Source organism: Tessaracoccus oleiagri (assembly GCF_900103275.1).
GTDB lineage: Bacteria > Actinomycetota > Actinomycetes > Propionibacteriales > Propionibacteriaceae > Arachnia > Arachnia oleiagri.
The window spans coordinates 141,342-163,347 of record NZ_FNGP01000001.1; the positions used below are offsets into that span (position 1 = coordinate 141,342).

General features: G+C 69.7%; 15 protein-coding genes. 12 read left to right on the plus strand and 3 right to left on the minus strand.

Annotated features, from left to right (window positions below; genetic code table 11):
- The first annotated feature begins 5 nt into the window (after positions 1 to 5).
- The 6 genes from BLR46_RS00630 (at position 6) to BLR46_RS00655 (ending at position 8,030) form a co-directional block, all read left to right on the plus strand.
- Positions 6 to 1,010 carry a LacI family DNA-binding transcriptional regulator gene (locus BLR46_RS00630; protein ID WP_093247946.1) on the plus strand — a complete coding sequence of 335 codons (1,005 nt, stop codon included), beginning with the start codon at positions 6 to 8 and terminating at the stop codon, positions 1,008 to 1,010.
- 46 nt (positions 1,011 to 1,056) lie between these two features.
- A complete protein-coding gene (locus tag BLR46_RS00635) occupies positions 1,057 to 1,683 on the plus strand; it encodes a DUF1707 SHOCT-like domain-containing protein (RefSeq protein WP_093247947.1) in 627 nt (208 codons plus the stop codon).
- Positions 1,684 to 1,854: 171 nt separating this feature from the next.
- Positions 1,855 to 4,851: a PIG-L family deacetylase gene (locus BLR46_RS00640; RefSeq protein ID WP_176761601.1), complete on the plus strand. Its 2,997-nt coding sequence runs from the start codon at positions 1,855 to 1,857 to the stop codon at positions 4,849 to 4,851.
- A gap of 135 nt (positions 4,852 to 4,986) precedes the next feature.
- Positions 4,987 to 5,787, plus strand: coding sequence for an N-formylglutamate amidohydrolase (locus BLR46_RS00645; protein WP_093247949.1), 801 nt, complete (start codon positions 4,987 to 4,989; stop codon positions 5,785 to 5,787).
- Positions 5,784 to 6,977 (plus strand): peptidase MATCAP family protein, encoded by a 1,194-nt coding sequence (locus tag BLR46_RS00650; protein ID WP_093247950.1) that lies wholly within the window; start codon positions 5,784 to 5,786, stop codon positions 6,975 to 6,977. The genes BLR46_RS00645 and BLR46_RS00650 overlap by 4 nt, the downstream gene beginning before the upstream one ends.
- A 9-nt stretch (positions 6,978 to 6,986) precedes the next feature.
- On the plus strand, positions 6,987 to 8,030 hold the full coding sequence (locus BLR46_RS00655; RefSeq protein ID WP_093247951.1) for a glutathione synthase: 1,044 nt from the start codon (positions 6,987 to 6,989) through the stop codon (positions 8,028 to 8,030).
- 80 nt (positions 8,031 to 8,110) lie between these two features.
- Here the strand turns inward: BLR46_RS00655 and BLR46_RS00660 are convergent, their stop codons facing one another.
- From BLR46_RS00660 to BLR46_RS00670, 3 genes are all read right to left on the minus strand, one after another.
- Positions 8,111 to 9,598 (minus strand): catalase, encoded by a 1,488-nt coding sequence (locus BLR46_RS00660; protein WP_093247952.1) that lies wholly within the window; start codon positions 9,596 to 9,598, stop codon positions 8,111 to 8,113.
- 10 nt (positions 9,599 to 9,608) lie between these two features.
- Positions 9,609 to 10,061, minus strand: a complete 453-nt coding sequence (locus BLR46_RS00665) for a Fur family transcriptional regulator (RefSeq protein WP_093247954.1) — start codon at positions 10,059 to 10,061, stop codon at positions 9,609 to 9,611.
- A gap of 62 nt (positions 10,062 to 10,123) precedes the next feature.
- On the minus strand, positions 10,124 to 11,257 hold the full coding sequence (locus tag BLR46_RS00670) for an ROK family transcriptional regulator (protein ID WP_143008152.1): 1,134 nt from the start codon (positions 11,255 to 11,257) through the stop codon (positions 10,124 to 10,126).
- Between the two features lie 160 nt (positions 11,258 to 11,417).
- Between BLR46_RS00670 and BLR46_RS00675 the strand changes: the two genes are divergently transcribed.
- From BLR46_RS00675 to treY, 6 genes are all read left to right on the plus strand, one after another.
- Entirely contained in the window at positions 11,418 to 14,195 is a 2,778-nt protein-coding gene (locus tag BLR46_RS00675; RefSeq protein ID WP_093247956.1) for a cation-translocating P-type ATPase, read from the plus strand.
- A gap of 204 nt (positions 14,196 to 14,399) precedes the next feature.
- Complete coding sequence (locus tag BLR46_RS00680) at positions 14,400 to 14,921, plus strand: DUF6553 family protein (protein WP_093247957.1); 522 nt, start codon at positions 14,400 to 14,402, stop codon at positions 14,919 to 14,921.
- Positions 14,922 to 14,977: 56 nt separating this feature from the next.
- Entirely contained in the window at positions 14,978 to 15,559 is a 582-nt protein-coding gene (locus BLR46_RS00685; RefSeq protein WP_143008153.1) for a TetR/AcrR family transcriptional regulator, read from the plus strand.
- Positions 15,556 to 17,298: an ABC transporter ATP-binding protein gene (locus BLR46_RS00690; RefSeq protein ID WP_093247960.1), complete on the plus strand. Its 1,743-nt coding sequence runs from the start codon at positions 15,556 to 15,558 to the stop codon at positions 17,296 to 17,298. The genes BLR46_RS00685 and BLR46_RS00690 overlap by 4 nt, the downstream gene beginning before the upstream one ends.
- Positions 17,295 to 19,262 (plus strand): ABC transporter ATP-binding protein, encoded by a 1,968-nt coding sequence (locus tag BLR46_RS00695; protein WP_093247961.1) that lies wholly within the window; start codon positions 17,295 to 17,297, stop codon positions 19,260 to 19,262. Before BLR46_RS00690 ends, BLR46_RS00695 begins: the two co-directional genes overlap by 4 nt.
- Positions 19,263 to 19,442: 180 nt before the next feature.
- Positions 19,443 to 21,995, plus strand: a complete 2,553-nt coding sequence (gene treY / locus BLR46_RS00700) for a malto-oligosyltrehalose synthase (RefSeq protein WP_245701423.1) — start codon at positions 19,443 to 19,445, stop codon at positions 21,993 to 21,995.
- The last annotated feature ends 11 nt before the right edge of the window (positions 21,996 to 22,006 follow it).

Below are 22,006 nucleotides of genomic sequence, written 5' to 3' on the forward strand. Positions count from 1 at the left end.
AGCCCATGCATCGCCCGACGCTGGAGGACGTGGCGCGCGCAGCCGGAGTCTCGCGCGCCACGGTCTCCCGCGTCGTCCGCGGCGACGTCGGCACGGCCACCCGCACCATCGAGCGCGTGGAGCGGGCGGTGCGCGAACTCGGCTACGTGCCCAACAGCGCCGCGCGGGTGCTGGCCTCGGGACGCCCGAACACCATCGCGATCGTCGTCCCCGAGCCGGACGAACGCATCTTCTCCGATCCGTTCTTCGGCCTCGCCACATCCGGCGTATCAGAGCGGATCAGCGGCACCGACATGCAGCTCGTCATGGCGTTCGCCCCCACCTCCGGGCGCCCCACGGCGACGATCCAGTTCCTGCTCGCCGGCGGCGTCGCGGGAGTGATCGTGATGTCGCACCACCGCTCCGACGGCCTGACGCGCGCCGCGCTCGAGCTACCGCTGCCAACCGTCTTCCTGGGCGCCCCACTGCTGAACGGCGACTCCGAGCCGGCCCGCGCCCACGTCGTCGACACCGACAACGAGCACGGCGGCCGCATCGCCGGTGACCGGCTCGCCGAGGTGGGGGTCCGCAACCCGGCCACCATCACCGGGCCCATGGACATGCACGCAGCCGTGGCCCGCCTGGACGGCTGGCGAGAGGCGATGGGGCAGGCGGGGCTCTCCTTCAGCACCTTCGAGGGCGACTTCACCGAGGAGTCCGGCCGGCTGGGAGTGGCGACGCTGCTCGACCGGGACCCCGGGATCGATGGCATCTTCGCAGCCTCCGACCTGATGGCGGTGGGCGCGTTCAAGGAGCTCGAGCGGCGTGGCATCACGCCCGGCCGCGAGGTGAGACTGATCGGATTCGACGACTTCGCCGCAGCGGACGCCTTGGGGCTCACCACCGTGCGGAACCCCGCGGTAGACCTCGGCCGCCAAGCGGTCGCGATGCTCACCGAACTCATCACCACCGGCGAGGCCGAGGAGTCCCGGGTGCTGCCCGTCGAGCTGGTCGTCCGCGAGACCGCCTGATCGTCCCAGAGTCGCCGCGCCACAGCCCAGTGCCTAGACTGTCGGCATGGCCGACTCCGAGCCCACCGCACGTCTCCGCGCCGGCGACGCCGACCGGGACGCCACCCTCGAGGTCCTCCAGGACGCCCACGCCGCCGGACGCCTCACCATCGACGAGGTCAACGAGCGGCAGGACCGAGCCCTCGCCGCGAAGTACGTCGACGAGCTCGGCGCGCTGGTGTGTGACCTCCCCGAGGGTCTGTCCCGGCATGAGCTTGCCCCGCCGCGCCACCACCTGCCCGCGCCCGCACCGTCGCGCGCCGACGTGCCGACCCGGTTCGACGATGACCGACCCTTCAGCGTCGCGATCATGGGCGGGCGCGACGTGGCGCTCGCGCCGGGCTCCCCCGGCATGCGCGACTTCGCGTGGTGGGGCGGCCACGACATCCACCTGACCGACGCCATGGGCCCGGGCGCGGTCGTCGTCCTCGAGCTGAACGCGATCATGGGCGGACACGACATCTACGTCCCGCCGGGCGTGCGGATCGTCGACGAATCGGTGGCCATCATGGCGGGCAACGACATCGATCGCGACGCCCACGGCGACGGGTCGAACGGCACCCTGATCCTCCGCGGATTCCTGTTCTGGGCGGGCAGCGACGTCCACCTTGACAAGCGCTTCAAGCAACGCTGAACCACGGCCACCCGCAGCCGAGGCGAGCCGCAGCAGTCAGCGTCGCATTCATCTTCAATCATTAGCAAACAATCCCTTGCGGCTTCGAACAGAACCGGCTTACGTTGTGCCTACTCCGGGACACGGATGTTCAACGACGAGTGAACGATGCAGTTTCGCTTAGGAGGATTCATGAGGCGCTTCAGACGCAGGGCGCTGGCCACGGCCGGCGCCCTTGTGCTGGGCCTGACGCTGGCCGTCCCGGCCACGGGTCAGGAACACAGCCTGGAAGTGGGCAAGGAAAGTCAGGCGACCAAGGTGTCGCCCACCGACCTGGATGTGCTCGGCATCTGGGCACACCCGGACGACGACGCCAGCTTCGTCACCCCGTGCGGCGTGTGGCACGACCGCTACGACGTCGACTGCGGCATCGTCATGCTGACGCGCGGCGAGGGCGGCTCCAACTCCGTCGGCGACGAGGCCGGCCCCGACCTGGGCCTGCGTCGCGAGAACGAGGACCGGGCGTCGCACTACCGCTCCGGCACCGTCGACATCTACAACATCGACGCCGTCGACTTCTTCTACAACACCAGCTCGGCCCTCACCGAGGTGGTGTGGGGCTCCGAGCGCATCCAGCGCCAGGTGGTCCACGTGATCCGCCAGACCCAGCCGGAGATCATCATGGGCTTCGGGCCCGCACCGGCCGGCCACGGCAACCACCAGTACGCCGGCCGCGTCGTGTGGGAGGCGGCGCAGATGGCCGCCGACCCGCAGGCCTTCCCGGAGCAACTCTCGGGCCCGAACGCCGTCGATCCGTGGCAGGTGAAGGTGATCACCGCCGGGGCGTCGACGCAGGGCACCGGCGGCACCGTCGCGCCGGACCAGTGCCAGGTGGGCTTCACGCCCGCGGCGAACAACCCGTTCACCGTCGTCGGCACGTACAGCGGTTACGACTCGCCGTACACCTGGTTCGAGGGCAATGTCCAAGGCATGGAGGCGGGCTCGCCGATGAGTTGGGCGCAGGTCGGCCGCGAGGGCTTCCTCTCGCACCCGACGCAGGCGCGCAGCAAGCTCACCGGCACCTTCGCACCGCAGTGCCTTCGCTATGGCATCTCGGAGTCCGTGGTGCCGTTCCAGCCGAACGGCTCCCCCGACAACGCCCGCGACGACGCGATCCTCTTCGGCGCCGTGATCGCCGATCCCGGTGGCATGCCGCTCGGATCGACCTACGCGATCGAGGTGGACGACTACTTCCAGGCGCCGGGCGTGCCGTTCGACGTCACCATCCGCGCGCGCTCGGGCAAGGAGACGATCCAGCCCGGTGACGTCACGCTGAAGGTGCCCGACGGCTGGAGCGTCTCGGGCAACGCCAAGCTCGGCCCCATCAACAGCGGCCGGGAGAGCTCCGTCACGCTCACCGTGACGCCGGCCGCCGGAGCCACACTCGACCGCTACAAGATCGAGGCGCACTTCGACAACGGCAAGGTCACGGCGTACAACGACACCCGCATCGAGCTCGTCGCGGGCGTCGAGGGCCGGTTCGAGCGCTGGGGCAACTTCTCGGAGTACGAGGAGTGGGCCGAGCAGTACACCTGGATCGCTCGACGCTCCCCCGCGCACAAGCAGATCGGCGCCGGCGAGTCCGTGACCATCCCGGTCATCGTGACGAACCGCACCAACGACACCGCCGACGGCGAGGTCTCGATCACCGCACCCGCACCGTTCGTGCTGGACGCGGCGAGCAAGTCGTTCACCGGGCTGGCGCCGGGCGAGGAGACCGTGGTCGACTTCGTCCTCACGCACACGGACCTGGTGGACCTGGGCGGTCGCGTCGTCGAAGCGACGATCGCCACCTCGTCCGGCGGTGTGACCGCCACCGAGACGCTGTCGCTCTACGCGGTGCCGTCGACGGTGATCCCGCAGGCGACCACCGCTCCGACGGTCGACGGCGCGGCCGACGACTCCTACGGCCCGGCGCTCGACATCGGCCGGCGCTGGGAGGGACGCGAGTGCGACCCGAACGGCGTCGACTGCGGCGCGGGCAGCACCGTACGGCTCGCCTGGTCGGGCGACGACCTCTACGCAGTGGCGTACGTCGTCGACGACAAGGCCAGCGCCGCGGCCACGATCGAGCGCTGCTTCGGTCACTGGCTGGTGGACAGCGTGGAGGTCCTGCTCGACCCCATGGGCGGCTCGCGTGACACGTCGACGACGTTCAAGTCCGGCATCATGCCGTTCACGGACGACCCGACGAACGAGGGCGGAAACGGTGTCGACGGCCCCTGCTGGAGCCGCGACGCCGACAACCACCAGGGCTTCTCGTCGGGTCCGCTCGCGGACACGATCGAGCAGGCGCCGAACTCGCCCGGCCAGGAGGTCGCGGTGGACGTCACCCGCAACGCGGACGGCACCTACGCCGGCGGTGGCTACACCGTCGAGGTGAAGATCCCGTTGGCGAACCTGCCCGCGGCGGTCGTCACGGACGCCGCCCCCACGGGCGACGCCGCTACGAACGTGGTCGATCCGGACTACCTGGGCCTCAACGTCACGCCGTACGACTCGGACGTGCTGACCTTCATCGGCAAGACGCGCACCGCGTGGTCGCCGTTCGGCAGCCAGCAGTCGGAGCCCTACCGGTGGGGTCACGCGTACCTCGACGGCTACCAGGCCCCGGCGGACCGCTCCACGGAGCCGGCCGACCCGATCATCCCCGACACCGCGCTGAAGGGCGTCGAGTCGCCGCAGACGATCCACCAGTCCGCGACGCGTGGCGTCACGATCTCGGGTCTGCCGGCGAGCCGCGCGCTGCAGGTGCAGAAGGTGACCTTCGACGAGGCCGGCGCCACCATCGCCGTCCGCGCCAAGGAGGCCGGCACCATCCGGGCGTACGCCTGGAGCGGCATGTTCGGCATGGTGCCGGTCTGGGTGTCGAGCTGCGAGGGCGATGACCTCGGGTTCTCCACCTGTGTCCTCCCCGACGATGCCGCCGCGGCACCGTGGGGCGACGACATGGGCGGCCACCTGCAGGGCAGCGTCGTGGCGGACGTGGGTGCGGGCACCAGCAGCGTCGGACTCGAACTCGACGATGACGCACGGGCCGCGCTCGCGCAGGACGGCTCCCTGGTGATCTCCTGGGAGGCTGCGTCCGGCGGCGTGGACGCCTGGCACTACCCCGTGGTGGCCGGCTGAGCCCTTTGACCACGGACAAGGCAGGCCCGTCTCCTCTCGGGGGCGGGCCTGCCCCCTTGTCAGGGCAAGAATGACCCGCCGTCGGTGCTCGTGAATGGACCCGGGCTGACTTGCTGCTCTGCTAGACATGGACCCATGAGCATCGAGCGACCCGCGTTCTTCCTGACCGGCGACTGGTCGGGGCAGCTGATCGCCACCGCGATCCACAACGGCCACGACCTCCGCCCGGCCACGCAGCAGCAGGTGGTCCTCGACGAGGCGACGCGCCTGATGGAGGAGGACCCCTTCACCGACGTGATCGGCGCCGCCGCCCCGGCCCGCGTCGTGGTGAACCGCTCCCGCTTCGAGGTGGACCTCAACCGGCCCCGCGACGAGGCCGTCTACCGGCGGCCGGAGGACTGCTGGGGCCTCGAGGTGTGGCGCGACAACCCGCTGCCGGACGACATCGTCGAGGGAAGCCTCGCCGTCTACGACGAGTTCTATGCCGAGCTGGGCCGCCGGCTCGACGAGGTGGCCGCCCGCGGCCCCTTCGTCGTCTACGACGTGCACTCCTACAACCACCGCAGGAACGGCGCCGACGCCGAGCCCGGGCCGGTGGAGGAGAATCCGGAGGTCAATCTCGGCACCGGCACCGTGGACCGCGAGGTGTTCGGTGGGGTCGTGGAGGCGTTCCGCACGAGCCTGTCGGCGCAGCGCACGGACGATGGCCCGATCGACGTACGCGAGAACGTGAAGTTCAAGGGCCGCGCCCTGTCGTGGTGGGTCCACGAGCGCTACGCCGGCGTCGGTGTCTGTCTCGCGCTGGAGTTCAAGAAGACGTTCATGGACGAGTGGACCGGCGAGCCCGACCACCGGCGCCTCGAGCAGTTGCAGGCCGCCCTCGCAGCCACCCACGCCCCGGTCCTCGACGCGCTGGCGAGGGTGCGCACGCCATGACCGCGGCCGACGTCGAGCGGCTCTCGCCCGACGACCTCGCGGTGGACCAGCAGCTCGCCGGGCTCTCGGGGAGCGTGCGGTTCCTGCTCGAGATCACCCCGCTGAACGCCGATGAGGCCCGTCACCGCTTCCTCTCGGGGGAGGAGAAGGAGCCGCGCTTCGAGTACCGCGACCTCTCCGTCGACCCCGACGTGGCCGAGGCCGCGCTGGACAGGATCGATGTGGGCGCGGTGGAGGACACCACGCTCGGCCACCTGCTGCGCGCCAAGCACCGCGAGATGAAGCTGCAGCTCGACATGTTGCGCACCCGCGGCACCGACGACTTCCGCCAGCTCTCCGTCGAGCTCTACGGCGGCGTCAGCCCCGGCCTCCTGGAGCGGGCACAAGACCTGCTCTCGCGCGTGGAGGTGCCGGCGGTGAGCCAGGCGCGGCTCGACGCCGAGACCTTCCTGAAGCTGGCCGAGAAGGAGATCGAGGCCTACCGCGAGGTGGACCCCGACGTCGGCATCCGCGCGGAGATCCGGTCCGACGTGTCCGGCGTCCTCTGCGAGGGCACGGCGCTGTTGATCAGCGAGCACGCGAAGGTGTTCCGCCACCGCGCGGAGGCGCTGCTGCAGCACGAGGTGGGCACGCACCTCGTCACCCAGGTCAACGGCTCCGCCCAGCCGGTGAAGACGATGGGCACGGGGCTGGCGCGCTACGACGAGACGCAGGAGGGGCTCGCCGTGCTGGCAGAGATCGCGGTCGGGGGGCTGACGTCGTTCCGGCTGCGCCAGCTCGCCGCCCGGGTCGTCACCGCCCACAGCATGCTCACGGGCGCCACCTTCGCGGAGGCGCACGCCGAGCTCGCGGACGCGGGGGTCCCCGTCGGCACCGCGTTCTCGACGGTGATGCGCGTCTACCGGGCGGGCGGCTTCATGAAGGACGCGATCTACCTCCGCGGCCTGCTGGAACTGCTGGAGCACGTGCGCGACGGCGGCTCACTCGACCTCTTCTACCTGGGCAAGTTCTCGCTCGAGGACCTGCCGCTCATCGAGGACCTGCACAAGCGCGGCCTCACCGAACCCCCTTGCGTCTCCCCTCGCTACCTCGCCGACCCGAGGGCCTTCGCCCGCATCCGCGAGGCCGCCGAGGCCGAGGACCTCACGACGCTGGTCAACGACCCACCGCCCACCGACCCCACCAACTGAAGGATCCCGATGAAGATTGGCTTTGTCGTCAACGACGTGGCGACCGAGAAGTCCACCTACACCACCACGCGCCTCGCGATGAGCGCCGTCAACCAGGGCCACGACGTGTGGCTGCTGGGAATGGGCGACTTCGGCTACGAGCCCGACGGGACGCTCAGCGCGCACGCAAGGGCAGGCGGGGAGAAGAAGTACCGCTCGCTCGAGCGCTACCTGGCCGACGTGCAGCGTCCCGAGGCGGACAAGCGCATCGCGCTCGACCAGTTCGACGTGGTGATGCTGCGCAGCGACCCCGCGGACGACGCCGGCAGCGCCGCGTGGGCGAACAACGCGGGTGTCGCGTTCGGCCAGCTCATCGCGGGCAGCGGCGTCCTCGTCGTGAACGACCCCGCTTCGCTGGCGAACGCCCTCTCGAAGGCGTACTTCCAGCACTTCCCCGAGGCGGTCCGCCCCCGGACTCTGATCTCCCGGGACCAGGAACGCATCTCCGAGTTCGTGAAGGAGCTCGGCAACAAGGCGGTCCTCAAGCCCCTGCAGGGCTCCGGCGGGTCGGGTGTGTTCATGGTCAACTCGAAGGAGCTGCCCAACCTCTCGCAGATCATCGAGGCCATCGCCCGCGACGGGTACGTGGTGGCCCAGGAGTACCTCCCGGAGGCGAAGAACGGCGACGTGCGGATGTTCGTCATGAACGGCAAACCGCTCAAGGTCGACGGACACTACGCGGCCTTCCGTCGTCGCAGCACCACCGAGGACATCCGATCCAACATGTCCGCCGGCGGCAAGGCGGAGAAGGCGAACGTCACCGACGAGATGCTCGGCCTGGTCGACGCGGTTCGGCCCAAGCTCGTCGCCGACGGCATGTTCCTCGTCGGCCTCGACATCGTGGGCGACAAGCTCATGGAGGTCAACGTCTTCAGCCCGGGCGGGCTCGGCAGCTGCCAGCAGCTCTACGGGGTCGACTTCGCGCCGGCGATCATCGAGGACCTCGAGCACAAGGTGGGCATGCGTCGGCACTACGGCCGCCAGCTGCCCAACATGGCGCTCGCGACGATGTAGCCGGCCTCGAGCCGGACGGCCGGACAGGCGAAACGCAGAGCGGCCCGCCCCCACCAGGGGACGGGCCGCTCATCGTTGGATCAGGCGGACGTGCCGACCAGCTCGGTCTCGCGCTCGTCGTCGCCGGCGTTGTACTTGTCCTGGATGGCCTGGCCGACCTCCTGGTCGATGTTCTTCCAGTACTCGAACACGCGGGAGAGCACGGGCTCCACGACGCCGTCGAGGGAGCCCACGACGGTGTCGACGAGGCGGGCGCGCTGCTCGTCGTCGTAGACGCCGCGGACGAGGTTGTGAGCCTGAACCCAGTCGCTGTCCTCGGCGTGCAGCGTGTAGGCCGAACGCACGAGTTCGCCGTCGGCCTCCCATCCGTTCTCCACCACGCCCTCGGACTGGTAGCTACGGCCGTACGAGTTCGGCGCGTACACCGGGGCGTCGCCGCTGTGGTGGTACTGCATGAACCCCTCCTTGTCGTAGGAGTTCACTGCGTTGATGGGCTGGTTCACCGGCAGCTGGTTGTAGTTGGTGCCGATGCGGTGGCGCTGCGCGTCCGGGTAGGAGAACACGCGGGCGAGCAGCATCTTGTCGGGCGAGACGCCGGTGCCGGGCACGGTGTTCGACGGCGAGAACGCCGCCTGCTCGATCTGCGCGTAGTGGTTGACCGGGTTCTCGTTGAGCGTGTACTTGCCCACCTCGATGCGCGGGTAGTCCGCCTTCGGCCACACCTTGGTGAGGTCAAACGGGTTGAAGCGGTACGTCTTGGCGTCCTCGTACGGCATGACCTGCACGTGCAGCGTCCAGCTCGGGTACTCGCCGCGCTGGATGGCCTCGAAGAGGTCGCGACGGTGGAAGTCGGCATCCTCGCCCGCGAGGCGGGTGGCCTCCTCGCCCGACATGTTCTCGACGCCCTGGTCGCTCAGGAAGTGGTACTTCACGAAGAACCGCTCACCCTGCGCGTTGACCCACATGTAGGTGTGCGAGGAGTAGCCGTTCATGGTGCGCCAGCTGCGGGGCAGGCCGCGGTCACCCATGAGGTAGGAGACCTGGTGGGCGGATTCGGGCGAGAGGGTCCAGAAGTCCCACTGCATGTTCGCCGAGCGGAGGCCGGAGTCCGGCGTGCGCTTCTGCGAGTGGATGAAGTCGGGGAACTTCATGGGGTCGCGGACGAAGAAGACCGGCGTGTTGTTGCCGACGATGTCGAGGTTGCCCTCGTCGGTGTAGAAGCGGGCGGCGAAGCCGCGCACGTCGCGCCAGGTGTCCGGGGAGCCGAGCTCGCCCGCGACGGTGGAGAAGCGGTGCAGGGTGCGGACCTTCGCGCCGGGCTGGAAGACGGACGCCTTGGTGTAGGCGGTGACGTCGCCGGTGACCTCGAAGGTGCCGAAGGCGCCCGAGCCCTTGGCGTGCGGGCTGCGCTCGGGGACGCGCTCGCGGTCGAAGCGGGCCAGCTTCTGCACCAGGTTGACGTCGTGGAGCAGCAGGGGCCCATTGGGGCCGACGCTCAGCGACAGCGCGTCGGACTCGCGGCGCTCACCGCTCTCGGTGGTGGACGGGACGTTCGGATCGAACTTCATGTGTTTCTCCTCACTTGGACGGTTCGGCAGCGTTACGTTCTGCGCGGGCCCGGCAGTCGGCGCACAGGCCCCTGAAGATGACCTCGGCGACTTCGATGCTGAAGCCGTGGTCGTCGGTGGGCGGCACCATGCAGGGCGCCTCCCCCACCGGGCAGGGGACATCCTCCAGTCGGCCGCATCCGGTGCAGACGATGTGGTGGTGGTTGTCCCCGAGCTCGAGTTCGTACTGCGCGCCGCGGCCATCCACCGCGACACGTCGAAGGATCCCGGCATCGGTGAGCGCCCCGAGGACGTCGTAGATGGCCTGCTTCGAGACGGACCCGAGCCGGTCCCGCACTTCCCCGGCGATCTCCTCCGCGGTGGCGTGCGGACGTTCCTTGACCACCGCGATGGTGGCCAACCGGGGTGCGGTGACGCGCAGGCTAGCGTCCCGGAGGGAGGCTGAGTGCTGCTCGTTGTTCACGCCCCCAGAATACCGAAGAATCTGGACTTGATCAAAAAAACGTCAGTGTATGAAAAAGACTCTCAGAGGTTCACGACATCGGCGAAGCGCGCCTCCACGGTGAGCTCCGCCACCCCCTTCATGGGCGACACCACCGCGGAGACGAGCTCGGCCCGGGCGAGGTGCGCCGCCCCCAGCGCGACCGCGAACTGGTCCAGTTCCGAGATGACCACCGCGGGTGGGTGCTGCAACCGTCGCGCGAGCGCCTCCTCCACCGCGGCGATGTCCAGGTCCGCCATTTCGACGAACCCGCCTCCAAGCACCAGGACCTCCGGATCGACGACGGCGGTGGCGAGCACGAGACCGGGGATGGCCTCCCGCATGTATTCCTTCGCGCGCTCGGTGGCGCTCGCGTCGCCGGCCAGCGCCGCCGAGACCACGTCGTGGATGTCCTGCGCCTCACCGGCGCGCGCCCCTGGCAACAGGTTCTCCCAGGTGAGGTCCCCCGCGGCGCCGTGAGCACCGAGCCTCGGCTGCCCGGCGAGCAGGAGGCCGAGGGTGGGACGCCAACCGAGGTGCACGAGCAGGACGTCGTCGTGCCCGCTGGCCGCGCCGTCGATGTGCTCCGCCCAAGTGGCGGCTTGCGCGTCGCCGTAGACGATCCACGGGCTGGGCATGACCTGCGCCGCGATCTCGCGCACCGGCTTGTCCATACCCTCCAGCACGGCGCCATCCTCCATGAGTGCCTCGCTCAGACGCCGCGAGGCCGCGACGCCGCTCAGCCAGACGGGCTCCCCCGAGACGTCGGCGAGCACGTCGTCGAGCAGCGCCCGCACGTCCTCGACCCGCTCTTCGACGGGCCGGTCGGCCTCGAACAGGGCCTCCCCCCGAGCGGCGACCTCTCCCTGCACGGTCATCCGTACCGCTCGGGCGGCATGTCCGCCGAGCTCTATCCCGAGCACCGAACCGGGCTGCTCGCGCAGCATGTACACCTGGGCCGGGCGGCCGCGTCGCTGCTCCTCCGCCCCGTGCGAGTCCACCCAACCCTTCGACTCGAGGCCCTTCAGCACCTGGCCGAGCGAGGCGGCGGTGAGCCCTGTGGCTTTGGCCAGATCCGAGACCCGCATGGGCGCGGCCGCTTCTCTGAGTGCGTCGAAGACGACGTACTCGTTCCACTGCCGGATGAATCTTGGATCCGCGCTGCGCGGAATGGTCACAGTTCCCCCTTGACCCCGTGGCCGAGCATCCCCCCTCGGTCTAAGTAAAGAGTAGGGCGTATTTCCCGTTCCCAAAAGGGCCGACGCCGTTTTGATGCGAATCCGTATCCGGCCGCGCACCCCATCCGGCCGGTTGAATCCCGCGACTTACAGTGGAGGTATGGAAACCTCCCCAGCACTTCGACGCTCCCACCCGAGCCAAGTCGACGCGGGGACCATCGCCGAAGAGCTCGGGGTGGACCCCGACCAAGGGCTGACCAAGCACCGGGCCCAGGAGTTGATGGAGGTCCACGGCCCCAACGAGCTGCGGGCGAAGCCCCCCGTGCCGCTGTGGCGCAAGATCCTGAAGCAGTTCCAGGACCCGCTGATCTACCTGCTCTTCGTGGCCATGCTGATCTCGCTCGTCGCCTGGCTGTTCGAGGGCGCGACGGGTGCGCCCATCGACGTCATCGTGATCGGCGCAATCGTCATCCTCAACGCCCTCATCGGGCTCGCCCAGGAGTCGAAGGCCGAGGGCGCCGTCGCCGCCCTCTCGCGCATGACCGCCGCCACGTCCACGGTCCTGCGCGACGGATCGCTCGCCTCGGTCCCGTCGAGCGAACTCGTCCCCGGCGACATCCTCGTCCTGGCCGAGGGCGACGCCGTCGGCGCCGACGCCCGTCTCGTGACGGCCACCGGCCTGCGCGTGCAGGAGTCGTCGCTCACCGGCGAGTCCGAGGCCACGACGAAAGAGCCCGCCACGCTCCACGCGGAGGCCTCCATCGGCGACCGCCACAACATGGTGCACAAGGGCACCGCGGTGGTGCAGGGGGTGGGCCGCGCCGTCGTCACGGCCACCGGCATGGACACCGAGATGGGCGCCATCGCCGACATGCTCGACTCCACCGAGGAGGACGAGGCACCACTGACGAAGGAGATCAACAAGGTCTCCAAGCTGCTGGGCCTCCTCGTCATCGGCATCGCCGTGGTGGTCATGGGCGCGCTGTTCCTGCTCAACGGGGTCACCAGCGTGGCCGATGCCGTCGAGATCCTGCTGCTCGGTGTATCCCTCGCGGTCGCCGCGGTGCCCGAGGGGCTGCCGGCGATCCTGTCCCTCGTCCTCGCGCTCGGGGTCCAGTCGCTGGCGAAGCGCAACGCGGTGATGAAGAACCTGCACTCCGTCGAGACGCTGGGGTCCGCGTCGGTGATCGCCTCGGACAAGACCGGCACCCTCACGCGCAACGAGATGACCCTGCGACGAGTGGTCACCGCCTCCGGCGAGATCGGCCTGAGCGGCACCGGCTACGAGCCCAGCGGCGAGGTCGCCACCGACGCCGACGACGCCACGCTGGAGGAGGCACGACTGGTCCTCGGGGGCGGATCCATCGCCAACAACGCCCAACTCACCAACGCCGACGAGGGTTGGACGATCCAGGGCGACCCGACGGAGGCGGCGTTCCTCGTCGCGCAGCACAAGCTGGAAGGCATCGTCGAGCGCGCCCAGGGCTTCCAGCGGCACGCGGAGGTGCCGTTCACGTCCGATCGCAAGATGATGTCCGTTGCCGGCTACTCCCCCTACGTCGACCGGCACGTGCTGTTCACCAAGGGCGCACCCGACGTGCTGCTCGACCACTGCACCCGCCAGCGGGTCGGGGAGGACACCGTCGAACTCGACGACGCGCGGCGCGCGCGCATCCTGACCGACGTGGAGCGGCTGTCTGCCGAGGGCTACCGGACGCTCGGGGTGGCCTACAAGCACCTGCCCGAGCGGTTCGACGAACTCGGCGAGGAGGCCGAGGACGAGCTCGTCTTCGGCGGCGTCGTCGGCATCATCGACCCGCCGCGTGACGAGGCCCGCGGCGCCATCCGCGAGGCCCACCGGGCCGGTATCCGCACGGTGATGATCACCGGCGACCACCCCCGGACCGCCGCCAGCATCGCCGCCGACCTCGGCATCACCGGGCAAGACGCTCGCGCGCTCACCGGCCAGGAGCTCGACCGGCTCACCGACGCGGAGTTCCAGGAGGCCACCCGCGAGGTCGACGTGTACGCCCGCGTCGCCCCCGAGCACAAGCTGCGCATCGTCGACGCGCTGCAGGCCGACGGCAACGTCGTCGCCATGACGGGCGACGGCGTCAACGACGCCCCCGCCCTGAAGACCGCCGACATCGGCATCGCCATGGGCATCACCGGCACCGAGGTCACCAAGGAGTCGGCCCGGATGATCCTCGCCGACGACAACTACGCGACGATCGTCGCCGCCGTCCGCCAGGGCCGGGGAATCTTCGACAACATCAGGAAGTTCCTCCGCTTCCTGCTGTCGTCCAACATGGGCGAGGTGGTCACCGTGTTCTTCGGCGTCGTCCTGGCCGGCGTCATCGGCCTCTCGGACCCCGACGGGGGACTCGCCGTCCCGCTGCTGGCCACCCAGATCCTCTGGATCAACCTCATCACGGACTCGGGGCCCGCGCTCGCCATGGGTGTGGACCCCGACGACGGCGACCTCATGGCCCGCAAGCCCCGCCGCCTGGACGACGCGATCATCGACCGCCACATGTGGGGCCGCGTCCTGTTCATCGGCCTCGTGATGGGGGCCGTGACGCTGCTGACGATCGACATGTTCCTGCCCGGCGGCCTCATCGAGGGCAGCGACAGCCTCGAGGTCGCGCGCACCGCCGGCTTCACCACGCTTGTGTTCGCCCAGCTGTTCAACGCGTTCAACGCCCGGTCCGACGACCGTTCCGCCTTCCGCGGCATGTTCGCCAACAAGTGGTTGTGGGGTGCGGTGGGGCTCGCGGCGGTCCTGCAGGTCGCCGTGGTGCACGTGCCGTTCATGCAGACCGCGTTCGGCACCGTCGACCTCGACCTCGCGCACTGGGGAGTCTCCGTGGCGATGGCGTCGCTGGTGCTTTGGACGGAGGAGCTCGCCAAGCTGCTGCGACGTCTGTCTGCGCGATGAGGGCGTCACAGCGCGGACGAGCAGGTGGTGATCACCGGCGGTCGGGCCGACAGGTGGTGGGGTCGGCGGCCCCTGGCCGTCACCTTCGGAGGGCAGCCCCGGGAACGCCGTGCCGCGGTTTTCCTATCAGGGCCGCCGACCCCACCACCTGCTCGTCCGCGACCTACCCACCGGTCGCCGACGGTCGCGCGTAAGATCCGTGGCATGGACGAGCCATTGCACCCCGACCTGGAGTTGGCAAGGTACGGCGGCGCGAGGGGGAAGCAGGACAAGTTCCTCGGGTTCTGGCTGCACCTCGTCGTGGACAGCCGGCAGCACGGCGACCCGCGCAGCCTCGCCAAGCTCGTGAAGCGCTTCTTCGAGGGTCGGGAGATGGCGGCCGCGGTGGCGTCCGCAGGAGCGCCCGCCGTGCAGGCGGAACTCACCGACGCCGCGCGGCTCTTCTTCGAGTCCAGCCTGAACGACTCCCAGTACTCCTCCTCCCTCTTCGGGCTCAAGCGGCTCACTCCCGACGCCGTCCGGGCCAAGGCCGCAGGCGACGCGGCGCGCCTCGTCGCGCTCCTCGCCCGCGGCGGCCCGCTCGACGGGGCGGCCGAGCCGCTGCCGCGCCTGTTCGTCGACGGTTACCTGGCCGCGATGGCGCCGCACGGGGCGCACGAGTTGCGGGAGGCCGTCGAGCACCACCCGGCGGCGGGCGACATCATCCGGAGCCTGTTCGAGGACTGATCCCCGGCCACTAGGGCGTTTGGGAAGTGAGTGCTCACTCACTAGTATTGGCGGACGTGACACGAGCCGCACCCATGCCCCGCGAAGAGCGCCGGGCCGCCATCGTCGAGGCGACGATGCCGCTGCTGGAGGAGCACGGCCTCCAGCTCACCACCAAGCAGGTCGCCGACGCGGCCGGCGTCGCGGAGGGCACCATCTTCCGCGCCTTCGAGTCGCTGCAGGACGTCGTCGACGCCACGATTCGCGAGTCGCTCTCCTCCGGCAGGCTGACCCGCCTGCTCGACCAGCAGGAGTTCCCCGGCGACCTCGAGGGCGACACCGCGGCCGCGGTGGAGGCGATCGGCCGCCACTACGAGGCCATCAAGACCATGGTCCACCTCGCCCACACCTCCCCCACCGAGGCCCGCAACTGCGCCCGGGAGGGGTTCTTCGAGCGCTACCGCGAACTGCTCGCCTTCCTCGAGGCGCGTTTCACGACCCACGCCGACGAACTCACCATCGGCCCCAGGGAGTTCGCGCAGTTGCTCCTCGTCGTCACCGGCGGACAGCACACGCACGCCCGGCTGGGGGTCACCTCCCTGCCCAACGACGCACTCGTCGATCTGGCGCTCCACGGCGCCCGGAAGGAACCGCGATGATCCGGGATCTCGGGCGGCTCATCAACCGCTACATCCGCCCCTACGCCGGCCTGCTCGCCATCGTCGTGGTCCTGCAGACCGTCGCGACCATCATGAGCCTCTACCTGCCCACCCTCAACGCACGCATCATCGACCTGGGCGTCGTCCGGGGCGACATCGACTACATCTGGCGCACCGGCATGCTGATGCTCGGGTTCTCGGTCGTGCAGGTCCTCGCCCAGGTCGGCGCGGTGTGGGCCGGGGCCAACACCTCGATGCAGTTCGGGCGCGACGTCCGGGCCGCCGTCTTCGGCCGGGCCCTCGGCTTCTCCCAGCAGGAGCTCGGCAAGTTCGGTGCCCCCAGCCTCATCACCCGCACCACCAACGACGTGCAGCAGGTGCAGATGCTCGTCCACATGACCGCCATCATGCTGATCGGCGCACCCATCACCATGGCGGGCGGCGTGTTCATGGCCGTGCGGGAGGACTTCGGGCTCACCTGGATCATCCTCGTCGCCGTGATCATCCTCGGCGTCGGGATCGTGCTGCTCATCACGTTCATGGGGCCGCTGTTCCAGGTCATGCAGAAGCGGATCGACAACCTCAACCGCGTGCTGCGGGAGCAGATCACCGGCATCCGGGTGGTGCGGGCGTTCGTCCGCGAGGAGCACGAGGCGAAGCGCTTCGACGTCGCCAACGCCGAACTCACCGACACCACGCTCAAGGTGGGGCGCCTGATGGTGTTCCTGTTCCCGTTCGTGGGGTTCGTGATGAACCTCTCCACCGTCGGCGTGATGTGGTTCGGCGCCCACCGGATCGCCGACGGGCAGCTCGAGATCGGGCAGCTGACCGCCTTCATCGCCTACCTCATGCAGATCCTGATCTCCGTGATGATGACGACGATGCTGCTCGTCATGGCGCCGCGCGCGGCCGTGTGTGCCGACCGCATCCTGGAGGTGCTGGAGACGGAGTCGTCGGTGAAGGACCCCGCGGTGCCCGCGGAGGCGCCCGCGGCCGGCGGCCTCGTCGAGTTCCGCGACGTGACCTTCTCGTACCCCGGGGCGGAGGCGCCGGTGCTGAGGAACATCAGCTTCACCGCCCGGCCGGGCGAGACGACGGCGATCGTCGGCTCCACCGGCGCCGGCAAGTCGACCCTGGTGAGCCTCATCCCGCGCCTGTTCGACGTGACCGGCGGGCAGCTCCTCGTCGACGGCGTCGACGTGCGCGACTACGAGGCCGACGACCTCTGGGCCCGCATCGGCCTGGTGCCGCAGAAGCCGTACCTGTTCACCGGCTCGGTGGCGGGCAACCTGCGTTACGGCCGGCCCGAGGCCAGCGACGAGGAGATGTGGGACGCGCTGCGCGTGGCGCAGGCGGAGGGGTTCGTGCGGGAGAAGGAGCACCAGCTCGAGATGGACGTCTCCCAGGGCGGCACCAACGTCTCCGGCGGCCAGCGGCAGCGCATCGCGATTGCCCGGGCGCTGGTGAAGAAGCCCAAGATCTACATCTTCGACGACTCCTTCTCCGCCCTCGACGTGGCCACCGACGCCCGGTTGCGTGCGGCGCTGAAGCCCGAGACGGCGGACGCGGCGGTCATCGTCGTGGCGCAGCGGGTCTCCACGATCCGGTCCGCGGACCAGATCATCGTGCTCGACCACGGCGAGATCGTCGGCATCGGCACCCATGACGAACTGCTCGTCGACAACTCCACCTACCAGGAGATCGTCGAGTCCCAGCTGAGCGCGGAGGCCGCGGCATGAGCGAGAAGGTAGTTGCGAACGAACGGCCGAAGCACGGGCCCCAGCGGATGGGCGGCCCCGGCGGTGGCGGCCCGCACGGCATGGGCGGCACCGGCGAGAAGGCGGCGAACTTCGGCGTGAGCGCGCGCCGGCTGCTCAGGGCCCTGCGCCCGGAGCGGGCGGTCGTGATCGTCTCGGTGCTGCTCACCGCCGCGTCGGTGGCGCTCACCGTCGTGGGCCCGAAGATCCTGGGGCATGCCACGGACCTGCTCCTCGAGGGGATCGTCGGCGCCCAGATGCCGGCCGGGGTGACGAAGGAGCAGATCGTCGCGCAGGCGGAACGGGACAACCCGCAGTTCGCCGACCTGCTGCGCAACCTGAACTTCGAGCCGGGCGTCGGCATCGACTTCCGGGCCATCGGCATGGTGCTGCTGCTGGTGCTCGCGCTGTACGTCGTGGCGTTCGTGTTCTCGGCGATCCAGGGCTGGGTGCTGAACGGCGCCATCCAGCGAACGGTCTACCGGATGCGGAAGGAGGTGGCGAAGAAGATCGAGTCGCTGCCGCTGTCGTACTTCGACAAGCAGCCGCGCGGCGAGCTCCTGTCGCGCGTCACCAACGACATCGACAACGTCTCCCAGACCCTGCAGCAGACGCTGATGCAGCTGCTCAACTCGCTGCTGCTCGTGATCGGCGTGCTGTTCATGATGTTCTACATCTCGCCCACGCTGGCGCTCGTGGCGCTGGTGAGCGTCCCCGTCGGCATGGCGGTGGTGGGCGTGATCGGGAAGCGTTCGCAGAAGCTGTTCAAGGAGAACTGGGCCGCCACCGGCGACCTCAACGCGCACATCGAGGAGGCCTACACCGGGCACGCGCTGGTGAAGGTCTTCGGCCGCAAGCGCGAGGTCGAGGCCGAGTTCGCGGAGCGCAACGAGCGCCTCTACCGGGCCGGCTTCGGGGCCCAGTTCATCTCCGGCCTGATCATGCCGATCATGTTCTTCGTCGGGAACCTGAACTACGTCGTGATCGCCGTCCTCGGCGGGCTCCGCGTCGCGTCCGGCACGATGAACATCGGCGACGTGCAGGCGTTCATCCAGTACTCGCGCCAGTTCACGCAGCCGCTGACGCAGGTGGCGTCGATGGCGAACCTGCTGCAGTCGGGCGTCGCGTCCGCCGAGCGGGTCTTCGAGCTGCTGGATGCCGACGAGATGTCCCCCGAGCCGGAGGGGCACCTCCCCGCGCCGGTCGAGGGGCGCATCGAGTTCGAGGGCGTCGACTTCTCCTACAAGCCCGATGTCGAGCTCATCCGCGACCTCAACCTGGCCGCCGCGCCAGGCCAGACGATCGCGATCGTCGGCCCCACCGGCGCCGGCAAGACCACGCTCGTCAACCTGATCATGCGGTTCTACGACCTCGACTCCGGCCGCATCACCGTCGACGGGGTCGACATCGCGACGGTGCCGCGCGGCGAGGCCCGCCGGTCGATGGGCATGGTGCTGCAGGACACCTGGCTGTTCGGCGGCACGATCCGCGACAACATCGCCTACGGCCGGCCGGGCGCGACGGAGGAGGAGATCCTCGACGCGGCCAGGGCCACGTTCGTCGACCGGTTCGTGCACTCGCTGCCCGACGGCTACGACACGGTGATCGACGAGGAGGGCTCCAACATCTCCGCGGGCGAGAAGCAGCTCATCACCATCGCGCGGGCGTTCCTGTCGGACCCTGCGGTGCTGATCCTCGACGAGGCGACCAGCTCCGTCGACACCCGCACCGAGCTGCTGCTGCAGCACGCGATGGCGACGCTGCGGACCGGGCGCACGTCGTTCGTCATCGCGCACCGGCTGTCGACCATCCGCGACGCGGACGTGATCCTCGTCATGGAGGACGGCCGCATCGTCGAGCAGGGCAACCACCACCAGCTGCTCGACGCTCGCGGGGCCTACTACGAGCTCTACCAGTCGCAGTTCGCGGCGGCGATCACGGAGTAGGGCGCCGGGGGCGCGGTTGACCTGCCGGATCCGGCAGGTCAACCAAGGCACCTGCCTGACTGCGAATAACCTGCCGGATCCGGCAGGTTTTTCGCATTCTGGCTGGTCAACGGCTCGGCCGCGACGGACCGCCAAGACTCAGGAAACCCCTTGGATTGGCCGTCCTCTACTCTGGGGCAGGTGAACACACCGGCATCCACGTACAGGCTCCAGCTCCACGCGGGCTACACGTTCGACGACGCGGTGGCGCAGGTGCCGTACTTCGCGTCGCTGGGCGTGACGCACCTGTTCTGCTCGCCGATCCTGCAGGCCGCGCCCGGCTCGACGCACGGCTACGACGTCGTCGACCACTCGCACATCTCCGCCGACCTCGGCGGCGAGGAGGGGTTCCGGCGCTTGGCCGCGGCCGCGCACCAGCACGGGCTGGGGCTGATCGTCGACGTGGTCCCGAACCACATGTCGGTGCCCACCCCGCTGTGGCACAACCACGCCCTGTGGGAAGTCATGCGCACGGGTGCGGACTCGGAGTACGCCCACTGGTTCGACATGGACCTCTCCGGCGACCAGGCCATCCTCATGCCCGTGCTGGGCGAGAAGATCGGCAAGGAGCTCGCGGCCGGCAACATCCGCCTGGAGATCCGCGACGTGCCGCACGCGGGCGGGTCGTCGCCGCAGCCCGTGGTGGTCTACTTCGACCACGTCTTCCCCGTCCGGCCGGGCACGGAGGAGCTGCCGATCGAGCAGCTGCTGGAGCAGCAGTGGTACCGGCTCGCGTACTGGCGGGTCGGCGCCGACGAGCTCAACTACCGCCGATTCTTCGACGTGGACACGCTCGCCGCGGTGCGCGTGGAGGACCCGAGCGTGTTCGAGGCGACCCACCGCCTGCTGCTCGACCTGCACCGCGAGGGACTGATCGACGGGTTCCGCATCGACCACATCGACGGGCTCGCCAACCCCCGCGGCTACCTGGCGGACCTGCAGCGCGCGACGGGCGGCTGTTGGGTCGTCGCCGAGAAGATCCTCGAGTACGACGAGGTGCTGCCGGACGACTTCGAGGCTGCGGGCACCACCGGCTACGACGCCCTCCTGCGCATCATGGGCCTGTTCCACGACCCCGCGGCGCTGCCGCGGCTCAACGACATCTGGGAGCGCGCGGCCGACGCCGCGCAGGGCTTCCAGGCGGAGCTGTTGAAGGCGAAGGGCGAGGTGGTGAGCAACCTGCTGTTCACGGAGGTGAACCGGCTCACCTCGATCGTCGTGAAGATCTGCGACGGGGACATCCGGCTCCGCGACCACACCCGTCGGCAGATTTACCGCGCGATCACCGAGTTGCTGCTCGGCATGGACCGCTACCGCGCCTACTTCGAGCCCGGCCGCCCCGCCTCCGACGCCGACCGGGAGGTGCTCGAGGAGGCGGCCGAGCGCGCCCGCCCGTACCTCGCGGCCGACGAGCTCGACACCCTGGAGCTCATCGTCGCCCTCGCGTCTGGCGACCCGGGCACCGGCGAGGAGGGGCAGGGCGCGGAGACGCTCCCCACCGTCGCCGACGAGGAGGTCACCACCCAGCTTCCCGATGAGCGGGACGACTCGCGGGTGCTGCGGGCGGAGTTCATGATCCGCTTCGCGCAGACCTGCGGGCCGGTGATGGCCAAGTCCAAGGAGGACACCGCCTTCTACCGCTGGAACCGTTTCCTCGCGGTCAACGAGGTGGGCACCGAACCGACGATCATCGGCCTCTCCCCCGACGTGTTCCACGACTTCAGCGAGTTCCTCGGCCAGCAATGGCCCGACACGATGACCACGTTGTCGACGCACGACACCAAGCGCTCCGAGGACGTCCGCGCCCGGCTGGCCGCGCTCACCGAGTACCGGCGCGAGTGGGAGACGTGCCTGCAGGAACTGCGGGCCGCCACCGCGGAGGACCGCAGCGAGCTCGTCGACGGGGCCACGGAGCTGTTCATGTGGCAGACGCTCGCCGCCACATGGAGCCTGCCCGGCACGCACGCGGGGACCGCACCCATCTCGCCCGAGCGGCTGTCGGCCTACCTGACGAAGGCGATGCGCGAGGCGAAGACCCACACCAACTGGACCGAGCCGAACGATCACTACGAGGAGGCCATCCTCGGGCTGGCGACGTCGGCGCTCACCAACGAGCGGGTCGTCGCCGCGCTGGATGACTACACGCGGCTCACGTACGAGTCCGTCCGGGCCACGGTGCTCGGCCAGAAGCTGATCCAGCTGACTATGCCCGGGGTCCCCGACGTCTACCAGGGCTGCGAGGTCGTCGACTTCTCGCTGGTCGACCCCGACAACCGCCGTCCTGTCGACTTCTACCGCCAGGCGGGGATGCTGAGCGCCATCGACGCGGGCGTGGTGGCCGACCTCGACGCGGAGAAGTTGCTGGTAACCAGCCGGGCGCTGCGGCATCGTCGGGAGCACGCGGACGCGTACCGCGGAGCCCGCGCCGCGTACCGTCGCATCGCCGCCACCACCGGGCACGTCGTCGCGTTCGGCCGCGGCGTCGACGACGACATCGCCTCCATCACCATTGCGACGAGGCTGCTCAACTCCGTCGGCGACGGCTGGGGCGACCACACGGTCTTCCTCCCCGACGGCGAGTTCCGCGACCTGTTCACGGGCCGCGTCGTCCCCGGCGGGCAGACGCCGCTGGCGGACATCCTCGCCGACCACCCCGTCGCGCTGCTGGTGCCCGCGGACGCCGAGCTGGACTGAGCGTCTGGAAA